The following is a 26193-nucleotide window of genomic DNA, read 5'->3' on the forward strand; positions in this document are numbered from 1 at the left end:
CCACCTTCTGGGAGCCACCTCCTGAAGGTCACCACGTGTGGGACCCTCAGGAGGTGATCCCCAGAATGTCCCGCGCGATGGCGTCCGCGTCGCGGAGGGTGCGCTGCCCGCTGGGATAGGGGGCGCCCTCGTGCGCTTCGCCCGGCGCGGCGAGCGGGTGGGCCTCGGCGGCGATCGCGGTGCCCCACTGCACCGCGGAGAGCTGGAGGCCCAGCACGTAGAGGCCCTCGACCGGCAGGCCGTTGACGTCGAGCGCGCAATACGGCGGCGAGGTGACGTCCAGCCCGGTAGCGGGCTGCGGCACCCCGTCCGCGCCTGCGAGGAAGCGCGGACGCACGAGCCCGTCCGCCAGCAGGCCGGACACCAGCGGAGAGTCGGCCCGCGCCACGGCGTTCGCCGGCGCGAGGGCCTCGACCAGCCAGCGCGAGCGCACCTCCGGGCCGCCCACCCAGGGCGAGGCTGCGGTGAAGGTGCGCGCGAGGCGGTCCACGGAGAAGCGGGGCTCGGGCCCCACGGTGCTCACGATCCCGGCGCGCATGAGGGCGGCCAGCTGGCGGATCCGCTGGGCAGGCGGCCCGCTCGCGAGTCCCTCGGCGAGCCCCTCGAACCAGCCACGGAGGCCCGAGACCCACGAGGCCTCGGTGATGCCGCCGTCCGCCACGGCCTCCTTGAGCACCGCCCGGCCCCGGTGGAGGGCGGCGATGGCCATCTTGACCGGGTCGTCCTCTCCCCGCGCGGATCCTTCGGCGTCCTCATCGAGGTACGCGAGGACCCGGACGTCAAGCTCAGCGCGGTCGGCGGCGTGCCAGCCGCCCAGCGGCGCCCCCAGCGAACGGAGGTCGAGCCGCCGGGCCGGGGCCACGCCGTCGCGCACCACCGCCGAGGCGCGCGGCTCCCAGCCGGGCCCCTCCACGGCCAGCGCGGACGAGAGCTCCCCCAGGAAGCCCTCGGACACGGCCGCAGGCTCGACCCGGGCGAGCGTCGCATAGTACGCCCACAGTGTGTCGCGGTGCAGGAGGGGCCAGAGGTCCTGGTCGAAGGAGGGCTGGATCCCGGCCTGCCGCGGCGCGAGGGCTGCCGCGCGGGTGAGCCAGCGCAGCTGGACGGAGGGCGCGTAGTAGGCGTCGAGCTCGGCCTTGCCCCGGTACGGCACCCCGCGCCGGGAGGCGGCGACGATGAGCGGCTCGCGCCCGGACGGCGTGTACACGAGCCGCCCGTCGTGCCCCTCGGCGAACCGGCCGCCGCGGCCCTCGGTGAGCGCGGCCACCACGTCGAAGAAGTTCAGCCCCATGCCGCGCACCAGCACGGTCTCGCCCGCCGGCAGCCGGTCCCAGTCCACATCAGCGGGAGCCGCCGGCGGCAGGTAATGCAGCCCCAGGTGCGCCGCCGCGTCGGCTAGCGCCGCCTGCTCCGGGCTGGGCTGGGCGGGCACGTGGCCGAGGGCAAGCACGACGGCGTCCGCCTCCTGGGCGCGGCCGTTGGAGCAGGTGACGGCGAACCCGTGCGGGGTGCGCCCGACCCGGGCGACCTCGGCCTGCACGTGCCGCACCGCCGCACCGGGCGGGGTGGCCGCGAGAACCGCGTCCCACGTCTGGGCGAGGTATCGCCCGTAGAGCGCACGCGGCGGGAAGTCGCTCGATTCAAGGCCCTTGAGCTCGGCCTGTTCCTCGGCCGCGAGGGTGCACGTTCCGGCGTCGATCGCCTCGCGCTGGGCCGCGCGCCACGCGTCGAAGCTCCCGCCCGCGAGAGGGGGCGCGAGGCCGGGCTCGCTCGGGATGAGCGTGGGATAGAAGGCCTGGGTGTTCATGAGGAACAGGCGCGGCTGCGCCGGGCGCCAGACCTTGCCTGGCCCGGGGGCGAACGGGTCGTAGACGGTGATCTCGAGGCGCGCCGCGCGGGCGCCGGGCCGGCCGCCCGGGGAGGCATCGGCGTCGTGCGCGGGGGCGGACCGCTGTGCGTGCACGGCGAGGAGACGCTCGACGGCGGAGGCTCCGCGGGGGCCGCAGCCCACCACCGCCACACGCAGAATCCCGCCCCGAACCATAGGGTTGAGCTTAACGTGCGGCGTGGAAGGATGGCCCCATGACTGCCCAGCCGCCAGAGTCCGCCGCGGACACCGCCACCCTCGCCCCGGCCGCTCCCGTCCCCGCAGACCAGCCCGTCGACGAGAACCTGTGGCTCGAGGACATCCATGGCGAGGACCAGCTCGCGTGGGTGCGGGAGCAGAACGCCCGCACGGAGGAGCTGCTCGAGACGGCCGACTACCCCGAGCTCGAGGCACGGATCCTCGAGGTCATGGACTCGACGGACCGGATCCCGATGGTCGCCAAGCGCGGAGACTGGTACTACAACTTCTGGCGGGACGGCGAGCACCCCAAGGGGCTGTGGCGGCGGACCCGGTGGGAGTCCTATGTGACCCGGACCCCGGAGTGGGAGACCGTGCTCGACGTCGATGCGCTGGCCGCCGCGGACGGGGTCGAGTGGGTCTGGGGCGGGGCGAACTTCCTGCGCCCGGCGGACGGGGTCTCATGGCGGCGCTGCATGGTCCGGCTCTCCCCCGACGGCGGCGATGCCGCGGCCGTGCGGGAGTACGACGTCGAGGACCGCGCCTTCGTCGACCCCGCCGAGGGCGGCTTCGCCCTCCCCGCCGCGAAGGGCGGGGTGGACTGGCTGGATCCCGACACCCTCCTGGTCTCCTCGACCCTCGGCGAGGACGCGGTCACCACGTCCTCCTACCCGCGGATCGTGCGCAGGCTGCCGCGCGGCACCGAACTCGCCGACGCCGAGGTGATCTTCGAGGTCCCCGCAGAGCACATGATGGCCGGGGCCGGATTCGACGACACTCCAGGGTTCGAGCGCCTCATCGCGAGCGACCGCATCAGCTTCTTCGACGTCGAGCACTCGATCTGGTGGGACGGCGCCTGGCAGCGCATCCCCGTGCCCACCGATGTGGACGTTGACCTGCACAGGGAGTGGATCCTGTTCCGGCCCCAGCGCGACTGGCACTTCGGCGCCGACGGGGCTGGCCAGGACAGGGCCGGTCAGGAGGGCGCGGACGGGCGCGTGTTCCCGGCGGGGTCGCTCCTGGCCGCCGACTTCGAGGCATTCATGGCCGGCTCGCGGGAGGTCACCGTGCTGTTCGCGCCGGATGCCCACACCTCGCTGCAGTCGTGGTCGTGGACCAGGAGCCACCTGCTGCTCAACCTCCTCCGCGACGTCTCCTCCGAGATCCGGGTCCTCACCCCGCCCTCGCGCGAGGCCGGCGCTCCCGGGGCTGCGGCTCCGGAGACGGAGTCTGCAGAGCCGGCGGAGCCGGCGGACGACGCTGCGTGGTCGCCCCGCGTGCTCGATGCGTGCCCGCCGCTGCACCTCGTCGAGTCGTACGCGGTGGACGACGAAGATCCCGACGCCGGGGACGACTACTGGCTCGTGGCGACCGGCTTCCTGACCCCGACCACGCTGCTGCGCGGCACCCTCGGCGGGGAGCACGCGGAGGTGAAGCGCGCGCCGTCGTTCTTCGACGAGTCGCGGTTCGAGGTCGAGCAGCACTTCGCCGTCTCGGCGGACGGCACCCAGGTCCCGTACTTCCAGGTCGGCCCCAAGGGGCTCGTCCTCAACGGGACGGCGCCGACCCAGCTGTCGGGGTACGGCGGGTTCGAGATCTCCCGCACGCCTGCCTACTCGGGCACCGTGGGGCGCGCCTGGCTCGAGAAGGGCGGGGTGTACGTCGTGGCGAACATCCGCGGCGGCGGTGAGTACGGGCCGGCGTGGCACCAGGCCGCGCTCAAGGAGAAGCGGCACCGCGCCTACGAGGACTTCGCCGCGGTGGCCCGGGACCTCGTCCGACGTGGGGTAACCTCGCCCGGGCATCTGGGCTGCTCGGGCGGCTCCAATGGCGGCCTGCTCGTGGGAAACATGCTGGTGGGCTACCCCCACCTGTTCGGAGCCATCTCCTGCGGGGTGCCGCTGCTGGACATGCGCCGGTACACGAAGCTCTCCGCCGGCTACTCGTGGATCGCGGAGTACGGGGACCCGGACCATCCGGACGAGTGGGAGTCCATCCGCACCTTCTCCCCGTACCACCTGCTGCGCGACGGCGTGGACTACCCGGACACCTTCATCTGGACGGCGACCTCCGATGACCGCGTGGGCCCCGTGCAGGCGCGCAAGATGGCCGCGCGCATGGAGGCCATGGGCATACCGAACGTCTGGTTCCACGAGGCCCTCGAGGGCGGGCACGCCGGGGCCTCGGACAACCGGCAGGCTGCGGCCCTGCAGGCCCGCAGCCAGACCTTCCTGTGGCGCGCCCTGACGGGCACCCTCCGCTGACCCCGCTTCTGGGGCCACCTCCTGGGAGTCACCTCCTGGGGGTCACCTCCAGAAGGCGACCCCCAAGACTCGAGCGGGGCGAGGTTTTTGCTCTCGCCCCCCGGGTTGGGTACGCTTGTCAGGCTGGCGACAGCAAGGAGACGTGCCAGAGCGGCCGAATGGACTTCACTGCTAATGAAGGGTCCGGGGAAACTTGGACCGGGGGTTCAAATCCCCCCGTCTCCGCCGAGCGGAACGCCCCCGGTTCATTGAACCGGGGGCGTTTCTGCATTCTCGGACCGCGGGCTCCTCGGACCGCGCAGGGCCATGGTCCGTGCCGCTGGGCCTCAGTGGCGGGTCTTGAGCCAGAAGGCGACGCCGCCGGCCACCGCGATGGCAATCATGATGCTCCATTCGAGGGGCCCCGGACCACCCATCGAAGCCTGCATGGCGGGCTGGGCGGCCGAGCGCGAGGTGGAGGCGTCGAGCCCGGGATCCTGAGTGGGCGCCGGTGTCTGCGGCGCGGGCGGGGCGACCACGGAGGTGCCGGTGCCCGAAGCGGACGCCGCAGGCGGGACGGCAGGTGGCGGTGCCGGCGCAGGGGCCTCCTCCTGAGGCTCGGGCACCGCCTGTACCGGGCCCGCGCACGGCGCGGCGGAGAACGTGTGCGTCCACCGCGAGGGGCCCTTGAGGACGTAGCCGGGCCGGGCGCTCGCCTCGACGGTCACCATCCCCACGGCGGAATTGGCCCCGGGCGCGAGCACGGTGCCGCCCACGCGGTAGTCCACCCCGATGATCGTGGGCGCCACGACCGCGTCGGCCTGGGTGCCGCATGGATCGTCGAAGCCGGGGGCATCTGCGGTGACGGAGACCGGGCACGCCTCGCGCAGGCTGGCCGGCGAGGACGTGGCGATCGGGTCGGCTCCCGCAGGCCCAACGGCCGCCGTGTAGTCATGCCCGGTCGAGAGTGAGAGGACCCGATCCACGGATCCAGAGAAGGTGCCCGTCGCCACGACGTTTCCGGCCTCGTCGGCGACGCGGTACGTCATGGGCGACGTGGCATCCGTCCGCGCGGTGAGGCGCACTGAGTCACAGGCCGCCCGCGCGAGGGCCACCTGGGCAGCCGGCCCGGCGGGCGTCGGGGTCGCGGGGGTCATGGTGGGCGACGGGGTCGGGTCCGGGACGCTCGGCGACGCGGGCACGCGGCCCTCCGCCGCGGAGGCCCCCGGGGCCAGGACCCCGGGGAGCAGGATGGCAAGGGCACCCAGAAGCACGGCAAGGAAGGCCAGACGCCGGACGATCGGCGGGGCCGGGTGGCTCACGAGGGCCCTTTCGTCTAAGTCACAGATGTTCTCTTCGCTCCACCCTACCGAACCGTGACCAATCCGTGATCATCCTGTGACGTGGGGCGTGTCACATTCAGCCGCGACCGCTCTGCCGTCCTCCCGTTATCCCGCCTGAGCGAGGGCGAGGGGCAGGACCGCGCCGACGCCGTTCCGGCGCAGGAGACGGCCGGCGACCGTGACGGTCCACCGGCTGTCGACCAGATCGTCCACGAGGAGCACGGGCTGGCCGGCGAGCGCAGCGAGCTGCTCGCGCAGGTCGGCCCCGACGTCGAACGCCTCCCAAACCCCGGCGAGGCGGAACGCGCTGTTGCCCCCGCCTTGGCCTGCCCGGGCCGCGTCCGTGCGCTCGAGCGCGCCGAGGTAGGGCAGGCGCCCCACCTGGGCGATCCCGCGCGCCAGGGAGTCGACGAGCCGCGGCCGCGTGGCCGAGGGCACGCTCACGACTGCGGCGGGCCGCCCCGCGCCGCCCCACGCCCCGGCCGCAGAGTCGCCGCGCGCCCAGGCCGAGAGCAGCTCGACGCAGGCGCGGGCCAGCGCGGGCGGGACCTCGGCGTCCGGCGCCCCCGCGGCGAAGAGCTCCCTGAGCGGGCCGCCGTAGCCGAGATCGGTGAGGCGGGCGAGGGCCCGGCCCTCGCCGAGCTGCTCCCCCGCCGGGATCCTGCCCTTGACCGGCACGCCGAGCTTGTCCATGCCCGAGGGCCACTGCGCCCGCGGCTCGATCGGGATGCCCGCATGGCGCAGCTGGGTTCCGGCGCGCTCGAGGAGGGACGGGTCGACCTCGTCCGGGAACCACCGCCCGGCGCACGTGTCGCAGCGGCCGCAGGGGGCTGCGGTGTCGTCGTCGAGCACGCTCGTGAGGTACTCCATGCGGCAGCCTGCGGTCTGCTCGTAGACCACCATCGAGTCCTGCTCCGCGACCCGCGCCTCGGCGATGCGCGCGTACCGCTCGGCGTCGTACTCCCAGGGCAGCCCGGTGGCCTGCCACCCGCCGCCGACCCGCTCGACGGCCCCGTCCACGGCGAGGACCTTCAGGAGGAGCTCGAGCTGGGTGCGGCGCAGCTCGACCGCGGATTCGAGGGCCACGGTCGAGAGGGGGCGGCCAGCCTCGGCCAGCACTGCGATGACGGCCTGCGCCTTGTCCTGGTCCGGCATCGACGCGGTCGCGAAGTAGCGCCAGATGTCGCGGTCCTCGGGGCCGGGCAGGAGGAGGACGTCCGCGTTCGCGGCGCCGCGGCCCGCGCGGCCCACCTGCTGGTAGTAGGCGACGGGGCTCGACGGCGCCCCCAGGTGGACGACGAACCCGAGGTCTGGCTTGTCGAAGCCCATCCCGAGGGCGCTCGTGGCCACGAGGGCCTTGACCTCGTTGTCCTTGAGCAGCTGCTCGGCCCGCTCCCGGTCCTCGGTGTCCGTCTTGCCGGTGTAGGCCAGGACCCGGTGCCCGGCCTCGGTGAGGATGCGCGCCGTGTCCTCCGCCGCGGAGACGGTGAGCGTGTAGATGATCCCGCTGCCGGGCAGCTCCTCGAGGTGGGCCAGGAGCCACGCGAGGCGATGGCCGGCGTCCGGCAGTGCGAGCACGCCGAGGCGCAGGGACTCGCGGCCCAGCGGTCCCCGGAGCGTGAGGACGTCGGAGCCGAGCTGCTCCTCGATGTCGTGGACCACGCGGGCGTTGGCGGTGGCCGTCGTCGCGAGGACCGGCACCGAGCCGGGCAGCTCGTCGATGAGGCCCGCGATGCGGCGGTAGTCAGGGCGGAAGTCGTGCCCCCAGTCCGAGATGCAGTGCGCCTCGTCCACGACGAGCAGGCCGGTCCGCGCCATCAGCTCGGGCAGGTGCTGCTCGCGGAACGAGGGGTTGGTGAGCCGCTCGGGCGAGATGAGGACCACATCCGCCGCATCAGCCTCGAGCGCCGCGTGGACCTCGTCCCACTCGAGCCGGTTGGCCGAGTTGATGGCGACGGCGCGCACGCCCGCCCGCGCAGCCGCCGCCACCTGGTCGCGCATGAGGGCCAGGAGCGGGGAGACGATGAGCGTCGGCCCCGCGCCGCGGGAGCGGAGGAGGAGGGACGCGACGAAGTACACGGCGGACTTCCCCCAGCCCGTGCGCTGGACCACGAGCGTGCGCCGGTGGTGGGCCACGAGGGCCTCGATCGCCTCGAACTGCCCCGGGTGGAACTGGGCCGCCTCGGTGCCCACGAGGCTGCGCAGCACCGTGAGCGCCTCCGCCCGCAGCTGCTCGGCGCCGCCCCCTCCGCGCCCGGACGGATCGTCACGGTCCGTCACACTTTCCGCTGAAGGGACACTTTCACGCGCGCTGCCTGCCATGCCTTCCAGTATGGCCGTGACCTCCGACACTTCCCGGCCCCGCAGGCCCGGCGGTCCCGATACCGTAAAGGCATCTCAGTGCCAACGAGAAGGAACGTGACATGACGGCAACGGTGCCGCCCCTTTCTGATGCCCTCCACCCGGCCGAGTCCGGCCAGCCCGCCCCCTCCGCGCCCGCGCGCAAGTCCGCCGGGCACGTGATCGTCGATTCCTTGGCCGCCCACGGGGTCAAGCGCACCTATGTCGTCCCGGGCGAGTCGTTCCTGGACGTGCTCGACGGGCTGCACGGGGCCGACATCGAGACGATCGTGTGCCGCCACGAGGGCGGCGCGGCGTACATGGCCGAGGCCGACGGGAAGATGAACCAGCTCCCCGGCGTCGCCATGGTCACCCGCGGGCCGGGCGCCGCGAACGCGCACGTGGGCCTGCACACCGCCTGGCAGGACTCGACCCCGATGGTCCTGTTCGTGGGCCTCATCCCGTTCGCCCACCGCGACCGCGAGGCGTTCCAGGAGTTCGACATCAAGTCTTGGTTCGACACCGGCGCCAAGCGCGTCATGGTCCTGGACCACCCGGAGCGGGCCTCCGAGATCGTCGCCGAGGCCATGTTCGCCGCGATGAGCGGCCGTCCCGGGCCCGTCGTCGTGGGCCTGCCCGAGGACATCATCCAGCAGGAGGTCGACGCGACGATCCACCCGGTCATCCCGGTCGCCGAGGGCGGCATGACCGTCTCGGACTGGAAGGCGCTCAAGGCCGCCCTGTCCCAGGCGGAGAAGCCCCTGTTCGTGGTCGGCGGCAACGACTGGACCCAGGAGGGCGCCACCGCCCTGACCAACTGGCTCGAGGACCACAGCATCCCCGCCGCCGCGGAGTGGCGCTGCGAGGGCACCATCCCGTTCGACTCGCCCTCCTACGTCGGGCCCATCGGCTACGGCCGGCCCAAGCCGACCTACAACCTCCTCGAGGAGACCGACCTCCTGGTCTTCGTCGGCACCGTCCCCGGGGACGTCATCACCGACGGGTTCCTCGTGCGCCAGGACTGGGCCAAGAAGAACTTCCTCGTCACCATCGACCCGTCCCTGCGCGGGCGCTCCGGCCCGGTCTCCTACCAGATCGTGGCCAAGCCCGACTCGTTCGTGCGCGACCTCGTCCTCATGAACCTGCCCGCCCGCGAGCAGTGGAAGGCCTGGACCGAGCGCATGCGCGCCGAGCAGGAGAAGTTCGCGGCGCTCCCGCCCGCCACGCCGACGGACGGCCCCGCGCGGATGGACACGCTCATGGCCCACCTCGTCGCCTCCCTGCCCGAGGATGCCATGGTCACCCTCGGCGCCGGCGAGCACACCAACTGGGCCCACCGCTACTTCCCCACCCAGCGGTACGGGTCCATGATCAGCGCCCGCAACGGCTCCATGGGCTACTCCGTGCCCTCCGCGATCGCCGCCTCGCTCGCGAACCCGGGCCGCCGCGTCGTCACGATCGCCGGTGACGGCGAGTTCCTCATGAACGGCCAGGAGCTCGCGACGGCCGCCCAGTACGGGGCGACTCCCCTCGTGGTCGTCATGGACAACCAGGAGTACGGCACCATCCGCTCCCATCAGGAGCGCCACTACCCGCAGCGCATCTCCGGCACGCAGCTGAAGAACCCCGACTTCGCCCTCATGGCGCAGGCCTTCGGCGGATTCGGCGTGCGGGTGGAGAAGGACGCTGACGTCCCGGCGGCCCTCGAGGCCGCCCTGCGGGCCATCGACGAGGAGGGCACCTTCGCCCTCATCCACCTCATCGTGGAGCAGCGCGTCAAGGCCTACTGAGCCCGCCGGCGGGCTGCAGGCGAGTCCGCGTACGACGGCGCGTCCCCCACTCGGGTGGGGGACGCGCCGTCGCGCTTTCGGGCCGGCTCCGCGCCGCAACCCTGCGGTGTCGGAGGCCGCCAGTAGAATCGAGCCCGTGACCAGCAACGTGAACGCCGCATCCAGCCTGCCCGGCAGCGCCCGGCCCTCCATCGACCTCTCGGCCTCGTTCAAGGCCTATGACGTGCGCGGGATCGTGGGCGAGACCATCGACGCCGGCATCGTGGAGGCCGTAGGGGCGGCGTTCGTGGACGTGCTCGGGCTCGCGGGGAAGACCGTGCTCGTGGGAGGTGACATGCGCCCGTCCTCCCCCGAGTTCATCGCGGCGTTCGCGAAGGGGGCCGCGGCCCGCGGGGGCAGCGTCATGACGCTGGGCCTCATCTCGACCGACGAGCTCTACTACGCCTGCGGCGCCCTCGATGCGGCCGGCGCCACGTTCACGGCCAGCCACAACCCTGCCCAGTACAACGGGATCAAGATGGCCAAGGCGGGGGCGCAGCCCGTCTCCTCCGAGACCGGGCTCCAGGAGATCCAGGCTGCCGCCGAGGCGTACCTCGCGACCGGCACCGTCCCCGCCGTCGCCCACCCCGGGACCGTTGACCAGCGCGACATCCTGGCCGACTACGCCGCGTACCTGCGCGGCCTCGTGGACCTGGCCGGCATCCGGCCGCTCAAGGTGGTCGTGGACGCCGGCAACGGCATGGCGGGCATGACCACGCCGGCCGTCCTCGGCGACCAGCTCCTGGCCGCGCTGCCGCTGGAGATCGTGCCGCTGTACTTCGAGCTGGACGGGACGTTCCCGAACCACCCGGCCAACCCGCTCGAGCCGGAGAACCTGCGGGATCTGCAGAAGGCCGTCGTGGAGCACGGGGCCGACCTCGGGCTCGCGTTCGACGGCGACGCGGACCGCTGCTTCGTCATTGACGAGCTGGGCGAGCCGGTGTCCCCCTCGGCCATCACGGCGCTCGTGGCGCGCCGGGAGATCGCCCGGGCCAAGGCCGCCGGCGAGGCCGAGCCGGTGATCATCCACAACCTCATCACCTCGCGCGCGGTCCCCGAGCTCGTCCAGCACGACGGCGGCCGGCCGGTCCGCACGCGCGTGGGGCACTCGTTCATCAAGGCCGTCATGGCCGAGGAGGCCGCCGTGTTCGGCGGTGAGCACTCGGCGCACTACTACTTCCGCGACTTCTGGAACGCCGACACCGGCATGCTCGCCGCGATGCACGTCCTCGCGGCCCTGGGCGAGCAGGAGGCCCCGCTGTCCGAGCTCGCGGCCGAGTACGAGCCCTACGTGGCCTCGGGCGAGATCAACTCCGAGATCGAGGACAAGGCCGCCGCTGTTGCCCGCGTGCGCGAGGAGTACGAGGGCGACGACGTCGCGATCGACGAGCTCGACGGCACCACCTTCTCCGCCGCGGACGGCTCGTGGTGGTTCAACCTCCGCCCGTCCAACACCGAACCGTTCCTGCGCTTCAACGGCGAGGCCAAGGACCGCGAGACCCTCGCGTCGATCCAGGACACCGTCCTCGCGATCGTGCGGGCGTGACGATGCCGGAGGAGATCCCCCTGGAGACCCAGCAGGCCCAGCTGCGCGAAGTGCTCGGGACCGCGCTGGGCCTGGCCCAGGAGCACCTCGAGCAGAACGGCGGCTTCCTGCCCTTCGGCGTGACCCTGGACTCCGAGGGCGAACTGCGGCTCGTCATGGTCGCCCCGCCCGAGGCCGCCACGGACGGGGACTACGACGCCGAGGCCATGATGGCCGATCTCCTCGAGCTCCTCCGGCAGGGCCGTGACGGCTGCCAGGCCGTGGCGTTCGCGTCGGACGTGCACCTCCCCGAGCACGGCTCTGACGGCATCCACGGCGCCGCCGAACACCGCGGCGGCGGGGTGATGGCCGCCGTCGTCCCCTACGAGCTGACGGCGGAGGGCTACGCATTCGGCGCCCTGGAGGCGGACGGCCACGAGGCCACCGTCTTCTGAGGGTCACCTCCTGAGAATCACTTCCTGAGGGTCACCTCCTGGAGGTCGCGTCCGGGGCGCCGCTCTGCGGGACGTCCTGGAGGCGGCCCCCAGACGGGGCGGGGGTGCGGCGACGGAGGACGGCTGTGGCCACGCCGGACAGCAGGACGGCGCCGCCCACGAGCTCAAGCGGCTCGGGCACCTCGCCGAACGCCAGCCACGCCCCGACCATCCCGACCGGCGGCACGAGCAGCGTGTACGGGACGACCGCCGCGGCCGGGTAGGTCCCCAGCAGCGTGTTCCACGCCGAGTATCCGACCAGCGAGGCGAGGACCACGGTGAAGACCGTGCTCAGCCACGCGGGCAGCGTGAGGTGGCCGAGCGCGCCGAGCAGCGCCGCCGGGCCGTCCACGAGGGCGGAGAGCGCGAGCATCGGCACGGGCACCACGAGCGCGGACCACACGACGAGCCCGAGCCCGGACGTGCCTCTCGCCGCCCGCGAGATCGTATTGCCGATCCCCCACGACAGGCCCGCCAGGACCACCAGCAGCATCGGGCCGAGGGGCGCGACGGCCCCGCGCCCTGCCGCGACGAGGCCGAGGCCCACGACGCCGGCCCCCACCCCGGCGAGCTGCGCCGCCGTCGGCCGCTCCCGGAGCACCGCCGCAGCCAGGAGGATCGTGAAGAGCATCTGGCTCTGGAGCACGAGGGGCGCGAGTCCGGCCGGCATCCCGAGGTGCATGGCGAGGTAGACGAGGCCGAACTGCCCGGCGCTCATGAAGGCCCCCACCCCCGCGATCACCCGCCAGGGGAGGTCAGGCTTCTTCACGAAGAACACCGCGGGGAAGGCCACGAGGGCGAACCGCAGCGCCACGAAGGCGAGCGGCGGGACGTCCCGGAGTCCCAGCTCGATAGCGATGAAGTTGAGCCCCCACAGGATGGCGACGAGAACGGCGAGGGCGGCGTGGCGGGGTTTCACTCCTCCATCATCCGGTCCTAGACCATGCAGCACCAGCGTTGATTTCTGCAGGCCACCATCTACGATTTCTTCATGATCGATCTCCAGGCGCTCCGCTCGCTCGCCGCCGTCGAGCGGCACGGCTCGGTCGTCGCCGCGGCAGACGCGCTCGGCTTCAGCCCGAGCGCGGTATCGCAGCAGATCAAGAAGCTCGAGCGCCAGTCGCGCGCGGCCCTCCTCGAACGGCAGGGCCGAGGCGTGCTGCTCACCGAACGCGGACGGACGCTCGTGGAGCACGGATCCCGCCTGCTGGCCGATCTCGAGCGTGTCGAGGCCATGCTCACGGCCGGGGACGCCCCGCAGGGCACGCTCTCGGTCGCCTCGTTCTCCACGGCGACCCGGGCGTTGTTCGGGCAGGTGGCGCGCAGGCTCGGCCAGGAGGCCCCGCAGGCCCGCCTCGAGGTCACGAGCGTCGACCCCGTCGACGCCGTCGCCCTCGTGGCCCACGGCGAGGTGGATGTCGCGGTGGTGCACAACTGGAACTCCGTCCCCCTGGAGGTCCCGGCGCAGGTGACGGTCGAGCAGCTGTGTGAGGACGAGGCCGACGTGGTGCTCCCCCGCGACCACCGGCTCGCCGACCGGCGCGCCCTTGACCGCCGCGAGCTGCTCGATGAGACCTGGTGCGCCACTCCGAAGGGGGCGATCTGCCACGAGGCCCTCATGCGCCTCTTCCAGGCCGAGGGTGCGCTGCCTCGCATCGCCTTCACCGATCCGGACTTCGCCACCCACGTGGCCCTCGCGGCCGACGGCGCGGCGCTGGCCCTGGTGCCCAGGCTAGGCCGGCTGCCACTCCCGAGGACCGTCGTGGCACGGCCCCTGACGGGCGAGCGGCCCCGCCGTGTGATCTCCGCGGCCTTCCGCCGCACGATGGCCGCGAGCCCCGGAGTGCAGCTGCTCGTGCGGCTGCTGCACGAGGCGGCGGGCGCCGACCCGACCGGCTCCGCGGACGCGGGAACCGGCGAGTAGAATATCCGCCATGCGTATGACGGCCTTCGAGGATGTGAGCCTGCGCGCCCTCATGCTCCTGGCCGCCAACGACTCGGGCGTCCCGCTCGCCACGCGTACCATCGCCGAGGGCGTCGGGACCCCCTACAACCACGTGAGCAAGGCCGTCCTGCGACTCCGCGAACTCGGCTACCTCGAGTCGACCCGCGGGCGCGCGGGCGGTGTCCAGCTGAGCCCCAAGGGCCGGTCCGCCACCGTGGGCGGCGTCCTGCGCGACCTCGACACCCGGGCGGACCTGGCGGACTGCGAGACGCCCAACGGCTCCTGCCCGCTGAACTTCCAGTGCGGCCTGCGCGCCGCCCTCCGGCGGGCCCGCGAGGCCTTCTACCGCGAGCTCGACGGCGTGGTGGTCGCCTCGCTGCCGCACGAGCGCCAGATGGACCCCGTGCTCGTGCAGATCGGGCTCCGCCCGCCCGCCGCCTGACGCCCTCGGGCCCCTCGCAGATCCTCCTCCCGCAACCTCTGGGTCACGGCGCCCCGATCGCAGCACCCCTGCGCCACAGCCGCTGTGTGACGACCCCCACGCTCCCTGGAATTGCCATTTTCTACGAGTCGTAGAAAACTGGAGCTAATTCAGCATCACAGATGCAGAATAACCAAGTCCCCGCCGCGGGGACCAGCCCCATGCTTGAGGAGTCGCAATGCTCTCGGATACCGCGCGCCCCGTCATCGAGGCCACCCTGCCCCTGGTCGGCAGCCGCATCGGCGAGATCACGCCGCTGTTCTACCAGAAGATGTTCGCCGCGCACCCCGAGCTGCTCAACGGGACGTTCTCGCGCGCCAACCAGGCCAATGGCACGCAGCGCCAGGCCCTCGCCGGCGCCATCGCCGCGTTCGCGAGCCACCTCCTCAACAACCCGGACACCCTCCCCGAGGCGGTCCTGAGCCGCATCGCCCACAAGCACACCTCGCTCGGCATCACCGAGGACCAGTACCAGATCGTCTACAAGTACCTCTTCGAGGCCATCGCCGAGGACCTCGGCGATGCGGTCACCGACGAGGTCGCGGCCGCCTGGACCGAGGTCTACTGGCTCATGGCGGACGCGCTCGTCAAGATCGAGAAGGGCCTCTACGCCAAGCAGGCGAACACGAAGATGTGGATGCCGTGGCGGGTCGTCGAGAAGACCTCGGCGAGCCCGACCACCATGACGTTCGTCTTCGAGCCCGCGGACGACACCCCGGCCACGCCGGGCCAGCCCGGCCAGTTCGTCTCGGTGCGCATCCCGGTCGCGGACGGACTCCTCCAGGCACGCCAGTACACGCTCTCCGCCGACGCCGAGTCGACCGAGCGCCGCGTCATCACCACCAAGTTCAACGACGGCGGCGAGGTCTCGCCGATCATGCACGAGAAGATCCAGGTGGGCGACGTCGTCGAGCTCTCCAACCCGTACGGCGACGTGACGCTGGATGATGGCGACGGCCCCCTCGTGCTCGCGACCGCCGGGATCGGCTGCACCCCTGCCGCCTCGATCCTGCGCGCCCTGGCCACCAACGGCTCGGGCCGCGAGGTCCTCGCGCTCCACGCGGACCGCAGCCTCGACACGTGGGCGCTCTCGGACCAGATGCTCCGGGACGTGGAGAAGATCGACGGCGCGCACCTGAAGGTCTGGCTCGAGCAGGCCCAGCCCGAGCTGGCCCCGGTCGGCGCGGGTACCGGCGGCGGCCCCGCCCGCCTGGACACGCACGAGGGCTTCATGAACCTCGCCGAGATCGATCTTCCCGAGGACGCCAGCGTGTACCTGTGCGGGCCGCTGCCGTTCATGCAGAAGGTCCGCTCCCAGGCGATCGCCAAGGGTATCCCCGCCACGAACATCCACTACGAGGTCTTCGGCCCCGATCTCTGGCTCGCCTCGGCGAACTGATCCCCCGGGCAGCCGCCCTCCCCACGACGGCGTCGAGCCGCCACCCTGCGCTCTGGAAGGCATGAGGGTGGCGGCTCGACGCGCAGGTGCGGCCGGACGTCAGTTGGCGGCGGTGAAGAACGTCCCGCGGAACTGGGGCTGCTCGAGCTCGTCCAGCGCGGCGACGGCGAAGTCCTGCGACGAGATCGAGTCGCCCGCGGCCGGCACGCCGACAGCGGTGACGTACTTGCCGGTGCGCTCCCCCGGCGCGATGACCGCCGCGGGAGCCTGGACGGTGAGGTCCGTGCCCGCGTCCCGCAGGGCCTCGTAGGCGGCGAACGCCGCGTCCGACTCGCCCTTGTACTCCACCGGGAAGTCCGGGGTGTCCTTGATGCGGGTGCCGTCCGGCGTCGAGAGGCCGCCGAAGCCCCCCACCAGGTAGAGCCTGGCGGCGGTCGGCACCGCGGCGATCGCGCGGTGCGCCTCGATGTAGGGCTCCCGCGGGCCGCCGGTGCGGTCGGGCGCCGTCGCCAGCACCACGGCGTCGTTCGCCTCCGCGATCTCGCGGAAGGCATCCGTGTCAGCCAGCTCGGCGGCGCGCACGACGGCGGCCCCCTCCACCGGGGCACCCTTGCGGCTGATGGCGGTCACCTCGTGGCCGCGGCGCGCGGCCTCGGCGACGATCTGGCTCCCCACCATTCCGGTGGCTCCGTAGACGGCGATCTTCATGAGGGCTCCTAAAACTTGACGGTACAACCGTCACAACGCCTCCGGGCCCCGGCCCTATTCCGGCGCGGGGCCAGCCCTTAGAAGACCCGCCGCCAGTTGGCCCGCGCGAGGTCGAGCACCTCGTCCCCGCGGCCGGAGAGCACGGTCCTCAGGGCGTACAGCGTGAAGCCGCCGGCCTGCTGGGCGGTGATCGTCGGCGGCATGGCGAGCTCCTCGCGCATCGTCGCCACGTCCACGAGCGCCGGCCCGTCGTGCGCGAGGGCCTCCGCGAGTCCCGCCTCGAGCTCGGAGGAGTCGTTGACCCGCACCCCCTTGAGGCCCATGGCCTCGGCCACCGCCGCGAAGTTCGGGTTGTCCAGGCCCGTGCCGAAGTTCACGAATCCCACGGACTTCATCTCGAGCTCGATGAAGTTCAGCGACGCGTTGTTGAAGACCACGAGCTTCACCGGCAGCCGGTTCTGCCGAAGCGTCAGGAGCTCGCCCATGAGCATCGAGAGCCCGCCGTCGCCCGCGAGCGCCACGACCTGCCTGCCGGGGAACGCGGCCTGGGCGCCCATCGCGTGCGGCAGGGCGTTCGCCATGGAGCCGTGCGTGAACGAGCCGACCAGCCGGCGTCGGCCGTTCATCGTCAGGTAGCGGGCCGCCCAGATGACGGGGGTGCCGACGTCCGCCGTGAAGACCGCGTCGTCGGCAGCGAGCCGATCGAGGGTGCGGGTGACGAACTGCGGGTGCAGCGGCTGCCCCGTCTTGGTCGGGGTCGCGAGGTCGTCGAGCTTGGACCGGGCCTTCGCATAGTGCTTGAGCGAGGACTCGAGGTGGGTGCGGCGCTTCTTGCGCGGCACGAGCGGAAGGAGCGCCGCCGCGGTGTCCCGGACGTCGCCGACGAGGCCCAGGTCCAGCGGCACGCGCCGGCCGAGCTGCTCGCCCCGGAGGTCGACCTGGATGACCTTGGCCTTGGACGGGAAGAACTGCTGGTACGGGAAGTCGGTGCCGAGCATGAGCAGGGCGTCGCAGTCCTCCATGGCCCGGTAGCCCGAGGAGAAGCCGAGGAGGCCGGTCATGCCGACGTCGAACGGGTTGTCGTACTCGATGAACTCCTTGCCGCGCATGGCGTGCACGATCGGAGCGCCGAGCGCGTCCGCGAGCACCACCACCTCGTCGTGGGCGCCCTCGACGCCGGCGCCTGCGAGGATCGTGACCTTGCCTGCGGCGTTGAGGATCCCGGCGGCCTCGCGCAGCTCGGCCTCGTTGGGCACCACGCGCGGCCGGGCCCGGCGCACCACCGTGACCCGGTCCGAGTTCGTCGACGTGAGCCCCACGTCGCCGGACAGGACCACCACGGCGACGCCCCGCTTCTCGACCGCGGTGCGCATGGCGATCTCGAGGATGCGGGGCATCTGCGCCGGGTCGGTGACCTGCTCGGCGTAGACGCTGCACTCGCGGAAGACCTCCTGCGGGTGCGTCTCCTGGAAGTAGTTCGAGCCGATCTCGGTTGAGGGGATGTGGGCTGCGATCGCGAGGACGGGCACCCGGGAGCGGTTGGCGTCGTAGAGGCCGTTGATGAGGTGGAGGTTCCCCGGCCCCGCGGAGCCGGCGCAGACGGCGATCTCCCCGGTGAGCGCGGCCTCGGCCGCGGCGGCGAAGGCCCCCGCCTCCTCGTGCCGCACGTGGACCCAGTCGATGCTCGGCGTGGCCCGGAGCGCGTCCGTGAAGCCGTTGAGCGAGTCGCCCGGGAGGCCGTAGACGCGGCGGACGCCGTTGGCTGCGAGGGTCTCGACGATGTTCTGCGCGATGGTCGTCATGATCCTCAACCTAGCCGCGTGGTGCAGAGCGCCGATACCCCTCGGGAATATCTCGTCGGACACAGCGTTGAACTTGAGCGTAAGTCACTCAACTTCTACCGTTGTAGCCCCAGCCCGCTCCAACGCCACCGCACATATCCCTCGGAGGACAACTGATGCCACTCTTCTTCGGCCCCGCCGCCGGCAATGGCTCCTTCGACGAGTTCCTCGCCCGCTACCTGCAGGGCCAGGGCGCTCGCCGGCCTGGACGCCCCATCGACATGACGAGGCTCGTGAGCCGCGGGACCCAGACGGTCCTCAATGCCGCCGGCCGCTACGCCCGGGAGCACGGTCACCGCGAAGTGGACGCCCTGCACCTGCTGCGCGCCCTGACCGAGACGGAGCAGGTCGCCGCGATGATCACGCACGCGGGCGCGGACCCGGCCGGGATCGCCGCCTCCGCCGAGGACCGGCTGCCCGGCACGGTGGGCGGTGACCAGAACGACGGCGACGGCATGCCCTCGCTCACCACGAGCGCCCAGCACGCGTTCCTCGACGCCTACAAGGTGGCCCGTTCGGTCGGCTCGACCTACATCGACCCCGAGCACCTCTTCCTCGCCCTCGTGCTCAACTCCGACGCCGCCTCGGGCCAGATCCTCGCAGCGGCCGGGGTCACCCCGCAGTCGCTGCAGGACGGCGAATCCTCGGCCGCCGCTGCGGACCCCGCGGACGACGCCGGCCACTCGCCGCGCGCGGCCAGGCGCCCCCTGCGCGCCACGGCAGCCCAGAAGGGCCGGCGCACGAAGGGGTCGATGCTCGAGCAGTTCGGCACGGACCTGACCGCCCTCGCCCGTGAGGGCCGGCTGGACCCCGTGATCGGCCGCGCCGACGAGATCGAGCAGGCCATCGAGATCCTGGCACGCCGGACCAAGAACAACCCCGTGCTCATCGGCGAGGCCGGCGTGGGCAAGACCGCGATCGTCGAGGGTTTGGCCCAGGCCGTCGCGGCCGGGGACGTTCCGGCGCAGATCGCCGGCAGCACCGTCATCTCCCTCGACCTGCCAGCGATGCTCGCCGGCACCCGCTACCGCGGCGACTTCGAGGAGCGACTGACCAAGACCATCGACGAGATCGCCGAGGACGGGAACATCATCGCGTTCGTCGACGAGATCCACACCGTGGTCGGCGCCGGGGGCGGCGGCGAGGGCGGCATGGACGCCGGGAACATCCTCAAGCCCCGGCTCGCCCGCGGGGAGCTGCACCTCGTGGGTGCCACGACCCTCGACGAGTACCGCAAGATCGAGAAGGACCCCGCCCTCGAGCGGCGGTTCCAGCCCGTCACGGTCGGCGAGCCGAGCGTCGAGGACGCCGTGGCGATCCTCGAGGGGCTCAAGGACCGCTACGAGGAGCACCACGGCGTGACCTATGCCGAGGATGCAGTCCGCGCGGCGGTCGAGCTCTCGCACCGCTACATCACGGACCGCCACCTGCCGGACAAGGCGATCGACCTCATCGACCAGGCCGGGGCGCGCCTGAGCCTGGCCCGTGGCCCGCGCGTGGACCTCGAGGCCCTCGGGGCCCGGGTCGCCGAGCTGACAGAGCAGAAGGAGGCCGCCATCGCCCGTGAGGCCTATGAGGAGGCCTCCCGGCTCCGGGACGAGATCGACGCGCTCACGGCGACCATCGAGGCAGAGGCCTCGGGCGCTGCCCGTCCTGCCGGGACCGCCGCCGAGGGCGACGCCGCGGGCGGGAGCGGGCCGGACGCCGTCGTGCGCGAGGCGGACATCGCCGCGGTCGTGGCCCGCGCCACCGGCATCCCCGCCGCGCGCCTGACCGAAGGCGAGCGGGAACGGCTCGCGCGCCTCGAGGACGAGCTCCACGAGCGCGTGGTCGGGCAGGAGGACGCGGTCTCCGTGATCGCCAAGTCGGTGCGCCGCAACCGCACCGGCCTCGGCGACGCCAACCGTCCCGTGGGCAGCTTCCTGTTCCTCGGCCCGACCGGCGTGGGCAAGACCGAGCTCGCCAAGACGCTCGCGGCCTCGCTGTTCGGCGACGAGTCCGCCATGGTGCGCTTCGACATGAGCGAGTTCGGCGAGCGCCACACGGTCTCTCGGCTCGTCGGCGCCCCTCCGGGATACGTCGGCTACTCGGAGGCCGGGCAGCTGACCGAGCGCGTCCGCCGGCACCCGTACTCCGTGGTGCTGCTGGACGAGGTCGAGAAGGCCCACCCCGACGTGTTCAACCTGCTCCTGCAGGTCCTCGACGACGGGCGGCTCACGGATGGCCAGGGCCACACCGTGGACTTCCGCAACACGGTGGTGATCATGACCAGCAACCTCGGGTCCGAGTTCCTCGCGACGCGCGGCGCCGCGCTGGGCTTTGCAGCCGGCGGCGCCGACGGCGGCCCCTCGGCGGCCGAGCTGCGCGCGCGGATCATGGGGCGCCTGCGCGAGACGATGCGGCCGGAGTTCCTCAACCGCATCGACGAGATCGTGCTGTTCCGCAAGCTCACCCGTGAGCAGCTCCACGACATCGTGCGGCTGCAGCTGCGCGGCACCGAGGCCCGCCTCGCGGCCCAGGGCATCGCCCTGGCCGTGGACGAGGACGCGGTGGACTGGATCGCCGACCGCGGCTACGAGCCCGAGTTCGGGGCCCGCCCGCTGCGGCGCGTGATCCAGCGCGAGCTCGAGGACCGGGTGGCGGACCTGCTCGTCACCGGGGCGGTCGCCGAGGGCGGCCGGGTCACCGTGGGCGTCTCGGTTCCGGAGGGCGCGGAGTGCGCGGACACGCACGACGGCGCGCTGCTCACCGTCCGCGCGGACGTCGCCGAGGCAGCCCCCGCCGCCTGATTCTGAGGGTCACATCCCCACGATGAGGGGTCACATCCCCACGATGAGGGGTCAGGTCTCGAGAGGACCTGACCCCTCATCGCTGTCTTCTGACCCCTCAAGGCAGGGACATGACCCCTCAACCGTCACAGAAGGTCCACGCGTCCCCGGGTGCCGTCGACCCGGACGCGCTGTCCGTCCCGCAGCACGGACGTTCCATGCCCGGTCGCCATGACGGCCGGCACCCCGTACTCCCGCGCGACGATCGCCGCGTGGGACCCCAGGCCGCCGGTGTCCACGACCACCGCTGCCGCCCGGGCGAACAGCGGGGTCCACGAGGGGTTCGTGTTGGGGCACACCAGCACCTCCCCCGCCCGCAGGGAGGCGAAGGCCTCGGGGCCGGGAACCACCCTCACCGGTCCCTCTGCGACCCCGCCGCTCGCCGGGGTCCCCGAGAGCAGGGCGTCGGCGGCGTCCGCGCCGGCGCGGGCCGGGGCGAAGAGCCCCGGGTCGAGCATCGGCACGCCCGCGTACTCCCGCCTCAGCCGCGCCCTGCGGGCGGCGAGGGCGCGCACCCGGGCGGCCTCGGCGTCGTCCATCACCACCGGGTCGGCAAGGGCGGCCAGCTCCTCGAAGCGGAGGTGGAACACGTCCTCGGGGGCCGCGAGGGCGTCCACCTCGGAGAGCCTGCGGCCGAGCTCGAGGAACGTGTGGCGCAGCGGCGGCAGCAGCCGGGTGGCGTGGAAGTGGGTGTCCTCACGGAAGGCGAGCCCGCGGCGGCACGCGCCGACCACCGCGCGGGCAGCCGCCGCGGCGCGCCGTGGCCGCAGGAGCGGGTGGGCGAGGAGCTCCGAGAGGGCCTCCGCGGCCCTGTCGGGCGTGGGGCCCTCCGGTGGCGCGGCCGCGAGGGACATCAGGATCGCGGCGACCGGGGTGGGATCGTCGCGCCACGTGGGCGCCGTCGCCAGGAGCACGCTGACCGATTCCCGGTGCCCGTACTCGGCGAGGAACGCATCCAGCTCTGCCGCGAAGCCTGCGAACTCCGGGCGTTCCCGGACGGCGCGGAGGAATTCGGCGGGGTCCGGCCCGGCCGCCGCGCGGGCCAGCTCCGGGTCGGCGCGGACCACGCCGGCGAGCGCCTCGAGCGCGTCGTTGCCGTCCCGCGTCCGGGTCCGCTCGCCCGCCACGAGCGGCGACGCGAGCCGTCCGAGCCCGAGCGCGGCGAGCAGGAGACGGAGCGGGGCGAAGGGGACGAATGCCGAGGGCAGGTACCGCACCCGGATCCTGGCCACCGGCTCAAGCGAGGCGTTGCAGCGGTCCACGCGCCGCACGAGGTCAGGCCACGGGAGCGCTGCCGGGTCCTCGGCCTCGAGGGCGGCCACCGCGGCGTCGAACTCGGCCAGGAGCGGGTCCGCGGTCCACCGGCAGACGTCGTACCGGCGCGCGCGCCGGGCCAGAGAGAGCGGTGCCCCGACCATGAGCAGGCTCGGCCTGGGCCGAGGGGGGACGAGCTGGAGCGGAAAGCCCTCGCGCTCCCGGATCACCTGGCCGAGGGGCGGGAAGCGGACCCCGACGCTGCCGGCCATGAGGTCCAACATCGGCAGCACGCCGCGGGCGAGCCAGCCGGTGACGTCCAGGGGATGCGGCCGGACCGCGAACATCTCGAGGAAGAACGGGCCCACGGTCCGCTGGATCCGGCCCAGTTCTGGCGGCTCCGGCGGGAGGGCCGTCATGGGCCGGGCCTGGACGAGGCTGATCCGCCCGTCCACGAGCGCCCATTCGATGTCCTGCGGCACCTCCTCGCCCGCGAGGCCGCTGAAGTGCCGCTCGGCCCTGACCGCGAGGGCGGCCAGCTGCGCGGCGGCGGCGTCGGAGAGGACGCGAGGCGCGCCCTCGTACCGGGGCAGCACCGAGCGCACGGCGCCGTCACGGCCGACGACGAGGTGCTCGGGGGTGACCTCGCCCGAGACGACGGCGTCGCCGAGGCCCGGGGCAGCATCGACCACGAGCTCCGCGCGGCGGCCCGTGAGCGGATTGGCCGTGAAGAGCACGCCGGCGGCCTGGGCCGGGACCATGCGCTGGACCACGACGGCGATCGCGACCTCCTCCGGCCCGATCCCCTGGCGCTGCCGGTACGCCACCGCGCGGTCCGTCCAGAGCGAGGCCCAGCAGCGGCGGACGGCGTCGAGCACCTCGTCCGTGCCCGTCACGTCCAGGAAGGTGTCCTGCTGCCCGGCGAACGCCGCACCGGGGAGATCCTCGGCTGTCGCGCTGGACCGGACGGCGACGCGGGTGCCCTCCGGTCCGAGGTCCGTCAGGGCGGCGGCGATTCCATGCCGCGTCTCTGGCGCGAGGGGCGTGTGCGTCAGGAGGTCCCGGGCGCGGGCCGGATCCGCCGCGGCGGCCGCCGGGTCGAGCCCAGCGGCTGAGGCGTGCGCGCGGTACGCCGCGGTGGTCACGACGAACCCGGGCGGGACCGGGAGCCCGGCGGCCACCAGTTCCCCGAGGTTCGCACCCTTGCCGCCCACCGCGGGCAGGTCGTCAGCGCCCACCGAGGCGAGCGGGAGGACACGAGGTGAGGAGACGCCGTCGTCCATCGCTCCAACGTACCGCCGCATGCCGCCCACGGGGAGGCCGCCCTCAGGAGGTGACCCCCCGGAAAGAGTAGGAGGGCCGCCCCGTGTGCAGCGGGGCAGCCCTCCTGGAGACCGGCGCCGTCTAAACCGCCGGGGTCATGGCCGTCTCAGGCGAGACGGGTCTTGAGGGAGTCGAGCTCGGCGGTGATGCTCTTCGGCAGCGAGCCGCCGAACCGCTCGAACCACTCGGTGAGGCCGGGAAGCTCGTTGAGCCACTCGTCGCGGTCGAAGCGGACCGCCTCCTCGACCTCGGCCTCCGTCATGTCGAGGCCGGTGAGGTCCAGGCTCGACGGCGTGGGCACGAAGCCGATCGGCGTCTCGACCGCGTCGGCCGCTTCCTCGATGCGCTCGATGGCCCACTTGAGGACACGGCTGTTGTCGCCGAATCCGGGCCAGGCGAACCCGCCGTCCCGCGTGCGGCGGAACCAGTTCACGAGGAAGATCTTGGGCAGCTTCGCGGGGTTGGCCTTCGCGGAGACCCGCACCCAGTGGGCGAGGTAGTCGCCGGCGTCGTAGCCGATGAACGGCAGCATCGCCATCGGGTCGCGGCGGACCACGCCGACGGCCCCGGCCGCCGCGGCCGTGGTCTCCGAGGAGAGCGTGGCGCCGTAGAAGATGCCCTGGGCCCAGCTGCGCGACTGCGTCACGAGCGGCACGGTGGTCTTGCGGCGGCCGCCGAAGAGGATCGCGTTGACCTCGACGCCGTCCGGGGCGAAGTACTCGGGGGCCAGCATGTCGATCTGGTCGATCGGCGTGCAGAACCGGGAGTTCGGGTGGGCGGCGGGCTGGTCGGCGTCCGGCGTCCAGTCGTGGCCCTGCCAGTCGGTGAGGTGTGCGGGAACCTCTTCGGTCATCCCCTCCCACCACACGCCGCCGTCATCGGTGAGCGCCACGTTGGTGAAGATGCTGTTGCCCTTGGCGATGGCGCGCATCGCGTTCGGGTTGGTGCCCCAGCCGGTGCCCGGGGCCACCCCGAACAGGCCGGCCTCGGGGTTGACGGCGCGCAGCTCGCCGTCCTTGCCGAAGCGCATCCACGTGATGTCGTCGCCGAGGGTCTCGACCTTCCAGCCCTCAATGGTCGGGTCGAGGAGCGCGAGGTTGGTCTTGCCGCAGGCCGACGGGAACGCGGCGGCGATGTTGTAGACCTTGTTCTCGGGGCTCGTGAGCTTGAGGATGAGCATGTGCTCGGCCAGCCAGCCCTCGTCCCGCGCCATCACGGAGGCGATGCGCAGGGCGTAGCACTTCTTGCCCAGCAGGGCGTTGCCGCCGTAGCCCGAGCCGTAGGACCAGATGGAGCGCTCCTCGGGGAAGTGCACGATCCACTTCTCCGGGTTGCACGGCCACGGCACGTCCTCCTGGCCCTCCTCGAGCGGGGCGCCCACGGAGTGCAGCGCGGGCACGAAGAACGCCCGGGTCTCCTCCATCTTCTTCAGCACGTCGGTGCCGATGCGCGCCATGATGCGCATCGAGGCGACGACGTAGGCAGAGTCGGTGATCTCGACGCCGAACTTCGGGTCCTCGGCGTCGAGGTGGCCCATGACGAACGGGATGACGTACATGGTGCGGCCGCGCATGGAGCCGTCGAAGAGGCCCGTGAGCTTCTCCTTCATGGCGTCCGGGTCCATCCAGTTGTTGGTGAAGCCGGCGTCGCGCTCGTTCCGCGAGCAGATGAAGGTCTGCTCCTCGACGCGCGCCACGTCCGCGGGGTCCGAGAAGGCCGCGAAGGAGTTGGGGAAGAGCTCGGGGTTCAGACGGGTGAGGGTGCCAGCGGCGACGAGCTCGTCGGTCAGCTGCCGGTACTCCGCCTCGGAGCCGTCGACCCAGTGGATGTGGTCGGGCCTCGTCAGTTCGGCGATGTCCTCGACCCAGGAGAGCAGGGGCTCGTACGTGGTGGGGGCTTCCGCGAGCAGCGGCAGACGAGTTTCGCCCATGTCGGTCTCCTTCGGTGGGGTCGGCGTGTCCTTCCATGCTAGGGAAGGTGGTCTGTACCACCGGGGGCGAAAGTCCCTGATTTGAGAGCCTGGCTTCCGAAAATCGCGAGTTTCCGGGGGCGAACAGCGACTTGGATCCCAGTTAAGTGATCAAGGTCACGTAGACCGGTCTAGCAATTGTGGCGCTACGTGGCGCCGGGGATGGCCACACCCCGGCAATTTGGAGTTGGCGGGGTGTTCGCGTACAGTTATTCGAGGCCGAACGGGGCGGGAACGAACCGGATGGCACGCAAGCGCCCATAGCTCAGCTGGATAGAGCGTCTGTCTACGGAACAGAAGGCCGGGGGTTCGAATCCCTCTGGGCGCACCACACGAAGGACCCGGTCACAGCGACCGGGTCCTTTTCAGTTCCGGGTACGCATCTCGCTGCATTTTTGGCGTTCCGGGTACGCATCTCGCCGCACTCCTCCCGTTCCGGGTACGCACGACGGCGCGACTCGGCTGCGATCGGCCGGGTCACCGGCGGTGGGCCCGCCGCCCACCGGTGCACGGACGTGGTCTCCAGAAGGTGACCCCAGGATCTGACTCCCAGAAGGTGACTCCCAGATGGAGGGAGGCGGGTGGCGGTCCCGTAGCATGCTGGGG

16 protein-coding genes and 2 tRNA genes are annotated in these 26193 nt (G+C 72.5%); 10 read left to right on the forward strand and 8 right to left on the reverse strand.

Annotated features, from left to right (window positions below; translation table 11 throughout):
* Nucleotides 1–46 precede the first annotated feature (46 nt).
* Nucleotides 47–2044 (reverse strand): FAD/NAD(P)-binding protein, encoded by a 1998-nt coding sequence (locus tag ACYVKZ_RS06610; protein ID WP_460991271.1) that lies wholly within the window; start codon nt 2042–2044, stop codon nt 47–49.
* A gap of 38 nt (nt 2045–2082) precedes the next feature.
* On the opposite strand from ACYVKZ_RS06610, the gene ACYVKZ_RS06615 reads away from it, so the two are divergent.
* On the forward strand, nt 2083–4329 hold the full coding sequence (locus ACYVKZ_RS06615; RefSeq protein WP_460991272.1) for a prolyl oligopeptidase family serine peptidase: 2247 nt from the start codon (nt 2083–2085) through the stop codon (nt 4327–4329).
* Between the two features lie 136 nt (nt 4330–4465).
* Nucleotides 4466–4554 (forward strand) — tRNA-Ser (locus tag ACYVKZ_RS06620).
* 101 nt (nt 4555–4655) lie between these two features.
* On the opposite strand, the gene ACYVKZ_RS06625 is transcribed toward ACYVKZ_RS06620, so the two are convergent.
* Both ACYVKZ_RS06625 and ACYVKZ_RS06630 read right to left on the reverse strand, forming a co-directional pair.
* The gene (locus ACYVKZ_RS06625; protein ID WP_460991273.1) at nt 4656–5630 is read right to left on the reverse strand and encodes a hypothetical protein; all 975 of its coding nucleotides are present in this window, start codon (nt 5628–5630) and stop codon (nt 4656–4658) included.
* A gap of 126 nt (nt 5631–5756) precedes the next feature.
* Nucleotides 5757–7973, reverse strand: a complete 2217-nt coding sequence (locus tag ACYVKZ_RS06630; protein WP_460991274.1) for a RecQ family ATP-dependent DNA helicase — start codon at nt 7971–7973, stop codon at nt 5757–5759.
* Between the two features lie 101 nt (nt 7974–8074).
* Here ACYVKZ_RS06630 and ACYVKZ_RS06635 point away from each other — a divergent pair, with 101 nt between their 5' ends.
* The 3 genes from ACYVKZ_RS06635 (at nt 8075) to ACYVKZ_RS06645 (ending at nt 11800) form a co-directional block, all read left to right on the forward strand.
* Entirely contained in the window at nt 8075–9781 is a 1707-nt protein-coding gene (locus ACYVKZ_RS06635) for a thiamine pyrophosphate-dependent enzyme (protein WP_460991275.1), read from the forward strand.
* 136 nt (nt 9782–9917) lie between these two features.
* The gene (locus tag ACYVKZ_RS06640; protein WP_460991276.1) at nt 9918–11366 is read left to right on the forward strand and encodes a phosphomannomutase/phosphoglucomutase; all 1449 of its coding nucleotides are present in this window, start codon (nt 9918–9920) and stop codon (nt 11364–11366) included.
* Nucleotides 11367–11368: 2 nt separating this feature from the next.
* Entirely contained in the window at nt 11369–11800 is a 432-nt protein-coding gene (locus ACYVKZ_RS06645; protein WP_460991550.1) for a hypothetical protein, read from the forward strand.
* A gap of 31 nt (nt 11801–11831) precedes the next feature.
* Here ACYVKZ_RS06645 and ACYVKZ_RS06650 read toward each other — a convergent pair whose 3' ends face one another.
* Nucleotides 11832–12758 carry an EamA family transporter gene (locus ACYVKZ_RS06650; protein ID WP_460991277.1) on the reverse strand — a complete coding sequence of 309 codons (927 nt, stop codon included), beginning with the start codon at nt 12756–12758 and terminating at the stop codon, nt 11832–11834.
* Between the two features lie 72 nt (nt 12759–12830).
* Between ACYVKZ_RS06650 and ACYVKZ_RS06655 the strand changes: the two genes are divergently transcribed.
* The 3 genes from ACYVKZ_RS06655 (at nt 12831) to ACYVKZ_RS06665 (ending at nt 15664) form a co-directional block, all read left to right on the forward strand.
* Nucleotides 12831–13763: a LysR family transcriptional regulator gene (locus ACYVKZ_RS06655; protein ID WP_460991278.1), complete on the forward strand. Its 933-nt coding sequence runs from the start codon at nt 12831–12833 to the stop codon at nt 13761–13763.
* A gap of 10 nt (nt 13764–13773) precedes the next feature.
* Nucleotides 13774–14226, forward strand: a complete 453-nt coding sequence (locus ACYVKZ_RS06660) for an RrF2 family transcriptional regulator (protein WP_460991279.1) — start codon at nt 13774–13776, stop codon at nt 14224–14226.
* 217 nt (nt 14227–14443) lie between these two features.
* A complete protein-coding gene (locus ACYVKZ_RS06665; RefSeq protein ID WP_460991280.1) occupies nt 14444–15664 on the forward strand; it encodes a globin domain-containing protein in 1221 nt (406 codons plus the stop codon).
* 99 nt (nt 15665–15763) lie between these two features.
* Here ACYVKZ_RS06665 and ACYVKZ_RS06670 read toward each other — a convergent pair whose 3' ends face one another.
* Both ACYVKZ_RS06670 and poxB read right to left on the reverse strand, forming a co-directional pair.
* On the reverse strand, nt 15764–16372 hold the full coding sequence (locus tag ACYVKZ_RS06670; protein ID WP_460991281.1) for an NAD(P)-dependent oxidoreductase: 609 nt from the start codon (nt 16370–16372) through the stop codon (nt 15764–15766).
* A 77-nt stretch (nt 16373–16449) separates the two neighbouring features.
* Entirely contained in the window at nt 16450–18174 is a 1725-nt protein-coding gene (gene poxB, locus ACYVKZ_RS06675) for a ubiquinone-dependent pyruvate dehydrogenase (RefSeq protein WP_460991282.1), read from the reverse strand.
* Nucleotides 18175–18329: 155 nt separating this feature from the next.
* On the opposite strand from poxB, the gene ACYVKZ_RS06680 reads away from it, so the two are divergent.
* Nucleotides 18330–21002, forward strand: a complete 2673-nt coding sequence (locus tag ACYVKZ_RS06680) for an ATP-dependent Clp protease ATP-binding subunit (RefSeq protein WP_460991283.1) — start codon at nt 18330–18332, stop codon at nt 21000–21002.
* Between the two features lie 125 nt (nt 21003–21127).
* Here the strand turns inward: ACYVKZ_RS06680 and ACYVKZ_RS06685 are convergent, their stop codons facing one another.
* Both ACYVKZ_RS06685 and ACYVKZ_RS06690 read right to left on the reverse strand, forming a co-directional pair.
* Nucleotides 21128–23578 carry a PEP/pyruvate-binding domain-containing protein gene (locus tag ACYVKZ_RS06685; protein WP_460991284.1) on the reverse strand — a complete coding sequence of 817 codons (2451 nt, stop codon included), beginning with the start codon at nt 23576–23578 and terminating at the stop codon, nt 21128–21130.
* 146 nt (nt 23579–23724) lie between these two features.
* On the reverse strand, nt 23725–25548 hold the full coding sequence (locus ACYVKZ_RS06690; protein WP_460991285.1) for a phosphoenolpyruvate carboxykinase (GTP): 1824 nt from the start codon (nt 25546–25548) through the stop codon (nt 23725–23727).
* A gap of 293 nt (nt 25549–25841) precedes the next feature.
* Here ACYVKZ_RS06690 and ACYVKZ_RS06695 point away from each other — a divergent pair.
* Nucleotides 25842–25918: transfer RNA gene (locus tag ACYVKZ_RS06695), tRNA-Arg, on the forward strand.
* The last annotated feature ends 275 nt before the right edge of the window (nt 25919–26193 follow it).

Source organism: Sinomonas soli (assembly GCF_054782415.1).

What these genes read in the sequence shown, in the direction of transcription:
- ACYVKZ_RS06665 (WP_460991280.1), top strand. Translation starts at nt 14,444, where the DNA reads ATGCTCTCGGATACCGCGCGCCCCGTCATCGAGGCCACCCTGCCCCTG.
- ACYVKZ_RS06615 (WP_460991272.1), top strand. Translation starts at nt 2,083, where the DNA reads ATGACTGCCCAGCCGCCAGAGTCCGCCGCGGACACCGCCACCCTCGCC.
- ACYVKZ_RS06635 (WP_460991275.1), top strand. Translation starts at nt 8,075, where the DNA reads ATGACGGCAACGGTGCCGCCCCTTTCTGATGCCCTCCACCCGGCCGAG.
- ACYVKZ_RS06655 (WP_460991278.1), top strand. Translation starts at nt 12,831, where the DNA reads ATGATCGATCTCCAGGCGCTCCGCTCGCTCGCCGCCGTCGAGCGGCAC.
- ACYVKZ_RS06630 (WP_460991274.1), bottom strand. Translation starts at nt 7,973, where the DNA reads ATGGCAGGCAGCGCGCGTGAAAGTGTCCCTTCAGCGGAAAGTGTGACG.
- ACYVKZ_RS06670 (WP_460991281.1), bottom strand. Translation starts at nt 16,372, where the DNA reads ATGAAGATCGCCGTCTACGGAGCCACCGGAATGGTGGGGAGCCAGATC.
- ACYVKZ_RS06660 (WP_460991279.1), top strand. Translation starts at nt 13,774, where the DNA reads ATGCGTATGACGGCCTTCGAGGATGTGAGCCTGCGCGCCCTCATGCTC.
- poxB (WP_460991282.1), bottom strand. Translation starts at nt 18,174, where the DNA reads ATGACGACCATCGCGCAGAACATCGTCGAGACCCTCGCAGCCAACGGC.
- ACYVKZ_RS06610 (WP_460991271.1), bottom strand. Translation starts at nt 2,044, where the DNA reads ATGGTTCGGGGCGGGATTCTGCGTGTGGCGGTGGTGGGCTGCGGCCCC.
- ACYVKZ_RS06685 (WP_460991284.1), bottom strand. Translation starts at nt 23,578, where the DNA reads ATGGACGACGGCGTCTCCTCACCTCGTGTCCTCCCGCTCGCCTCGGTG.
- ACYVKZ_RS06690 (WP_460991285.1), bottom strand. Translation starts at nt 25,548, where the DNA reads ATGGGCGAAACTCGTCTGCCGCTGCTCGCGGAAGCCCCCACCACGTAC.
- ACYVKZ_RS06645 (WP_460991550.1), top strand. Translation starts at nt 11,369, where the DNA reads ATGCCGGAGGAGATCCCCCTGGAGACCCAGCAGGCCCAGCTGCGCGAA.
- ACYVKZ_RS06680 (WP_460991283.1), top strand. Translation starts at nt 18,330, where the DNA reads ATGCCACTCTTCTTCGGCCCCGCCGCCGGCAATGGCTCCTTCGACGAG.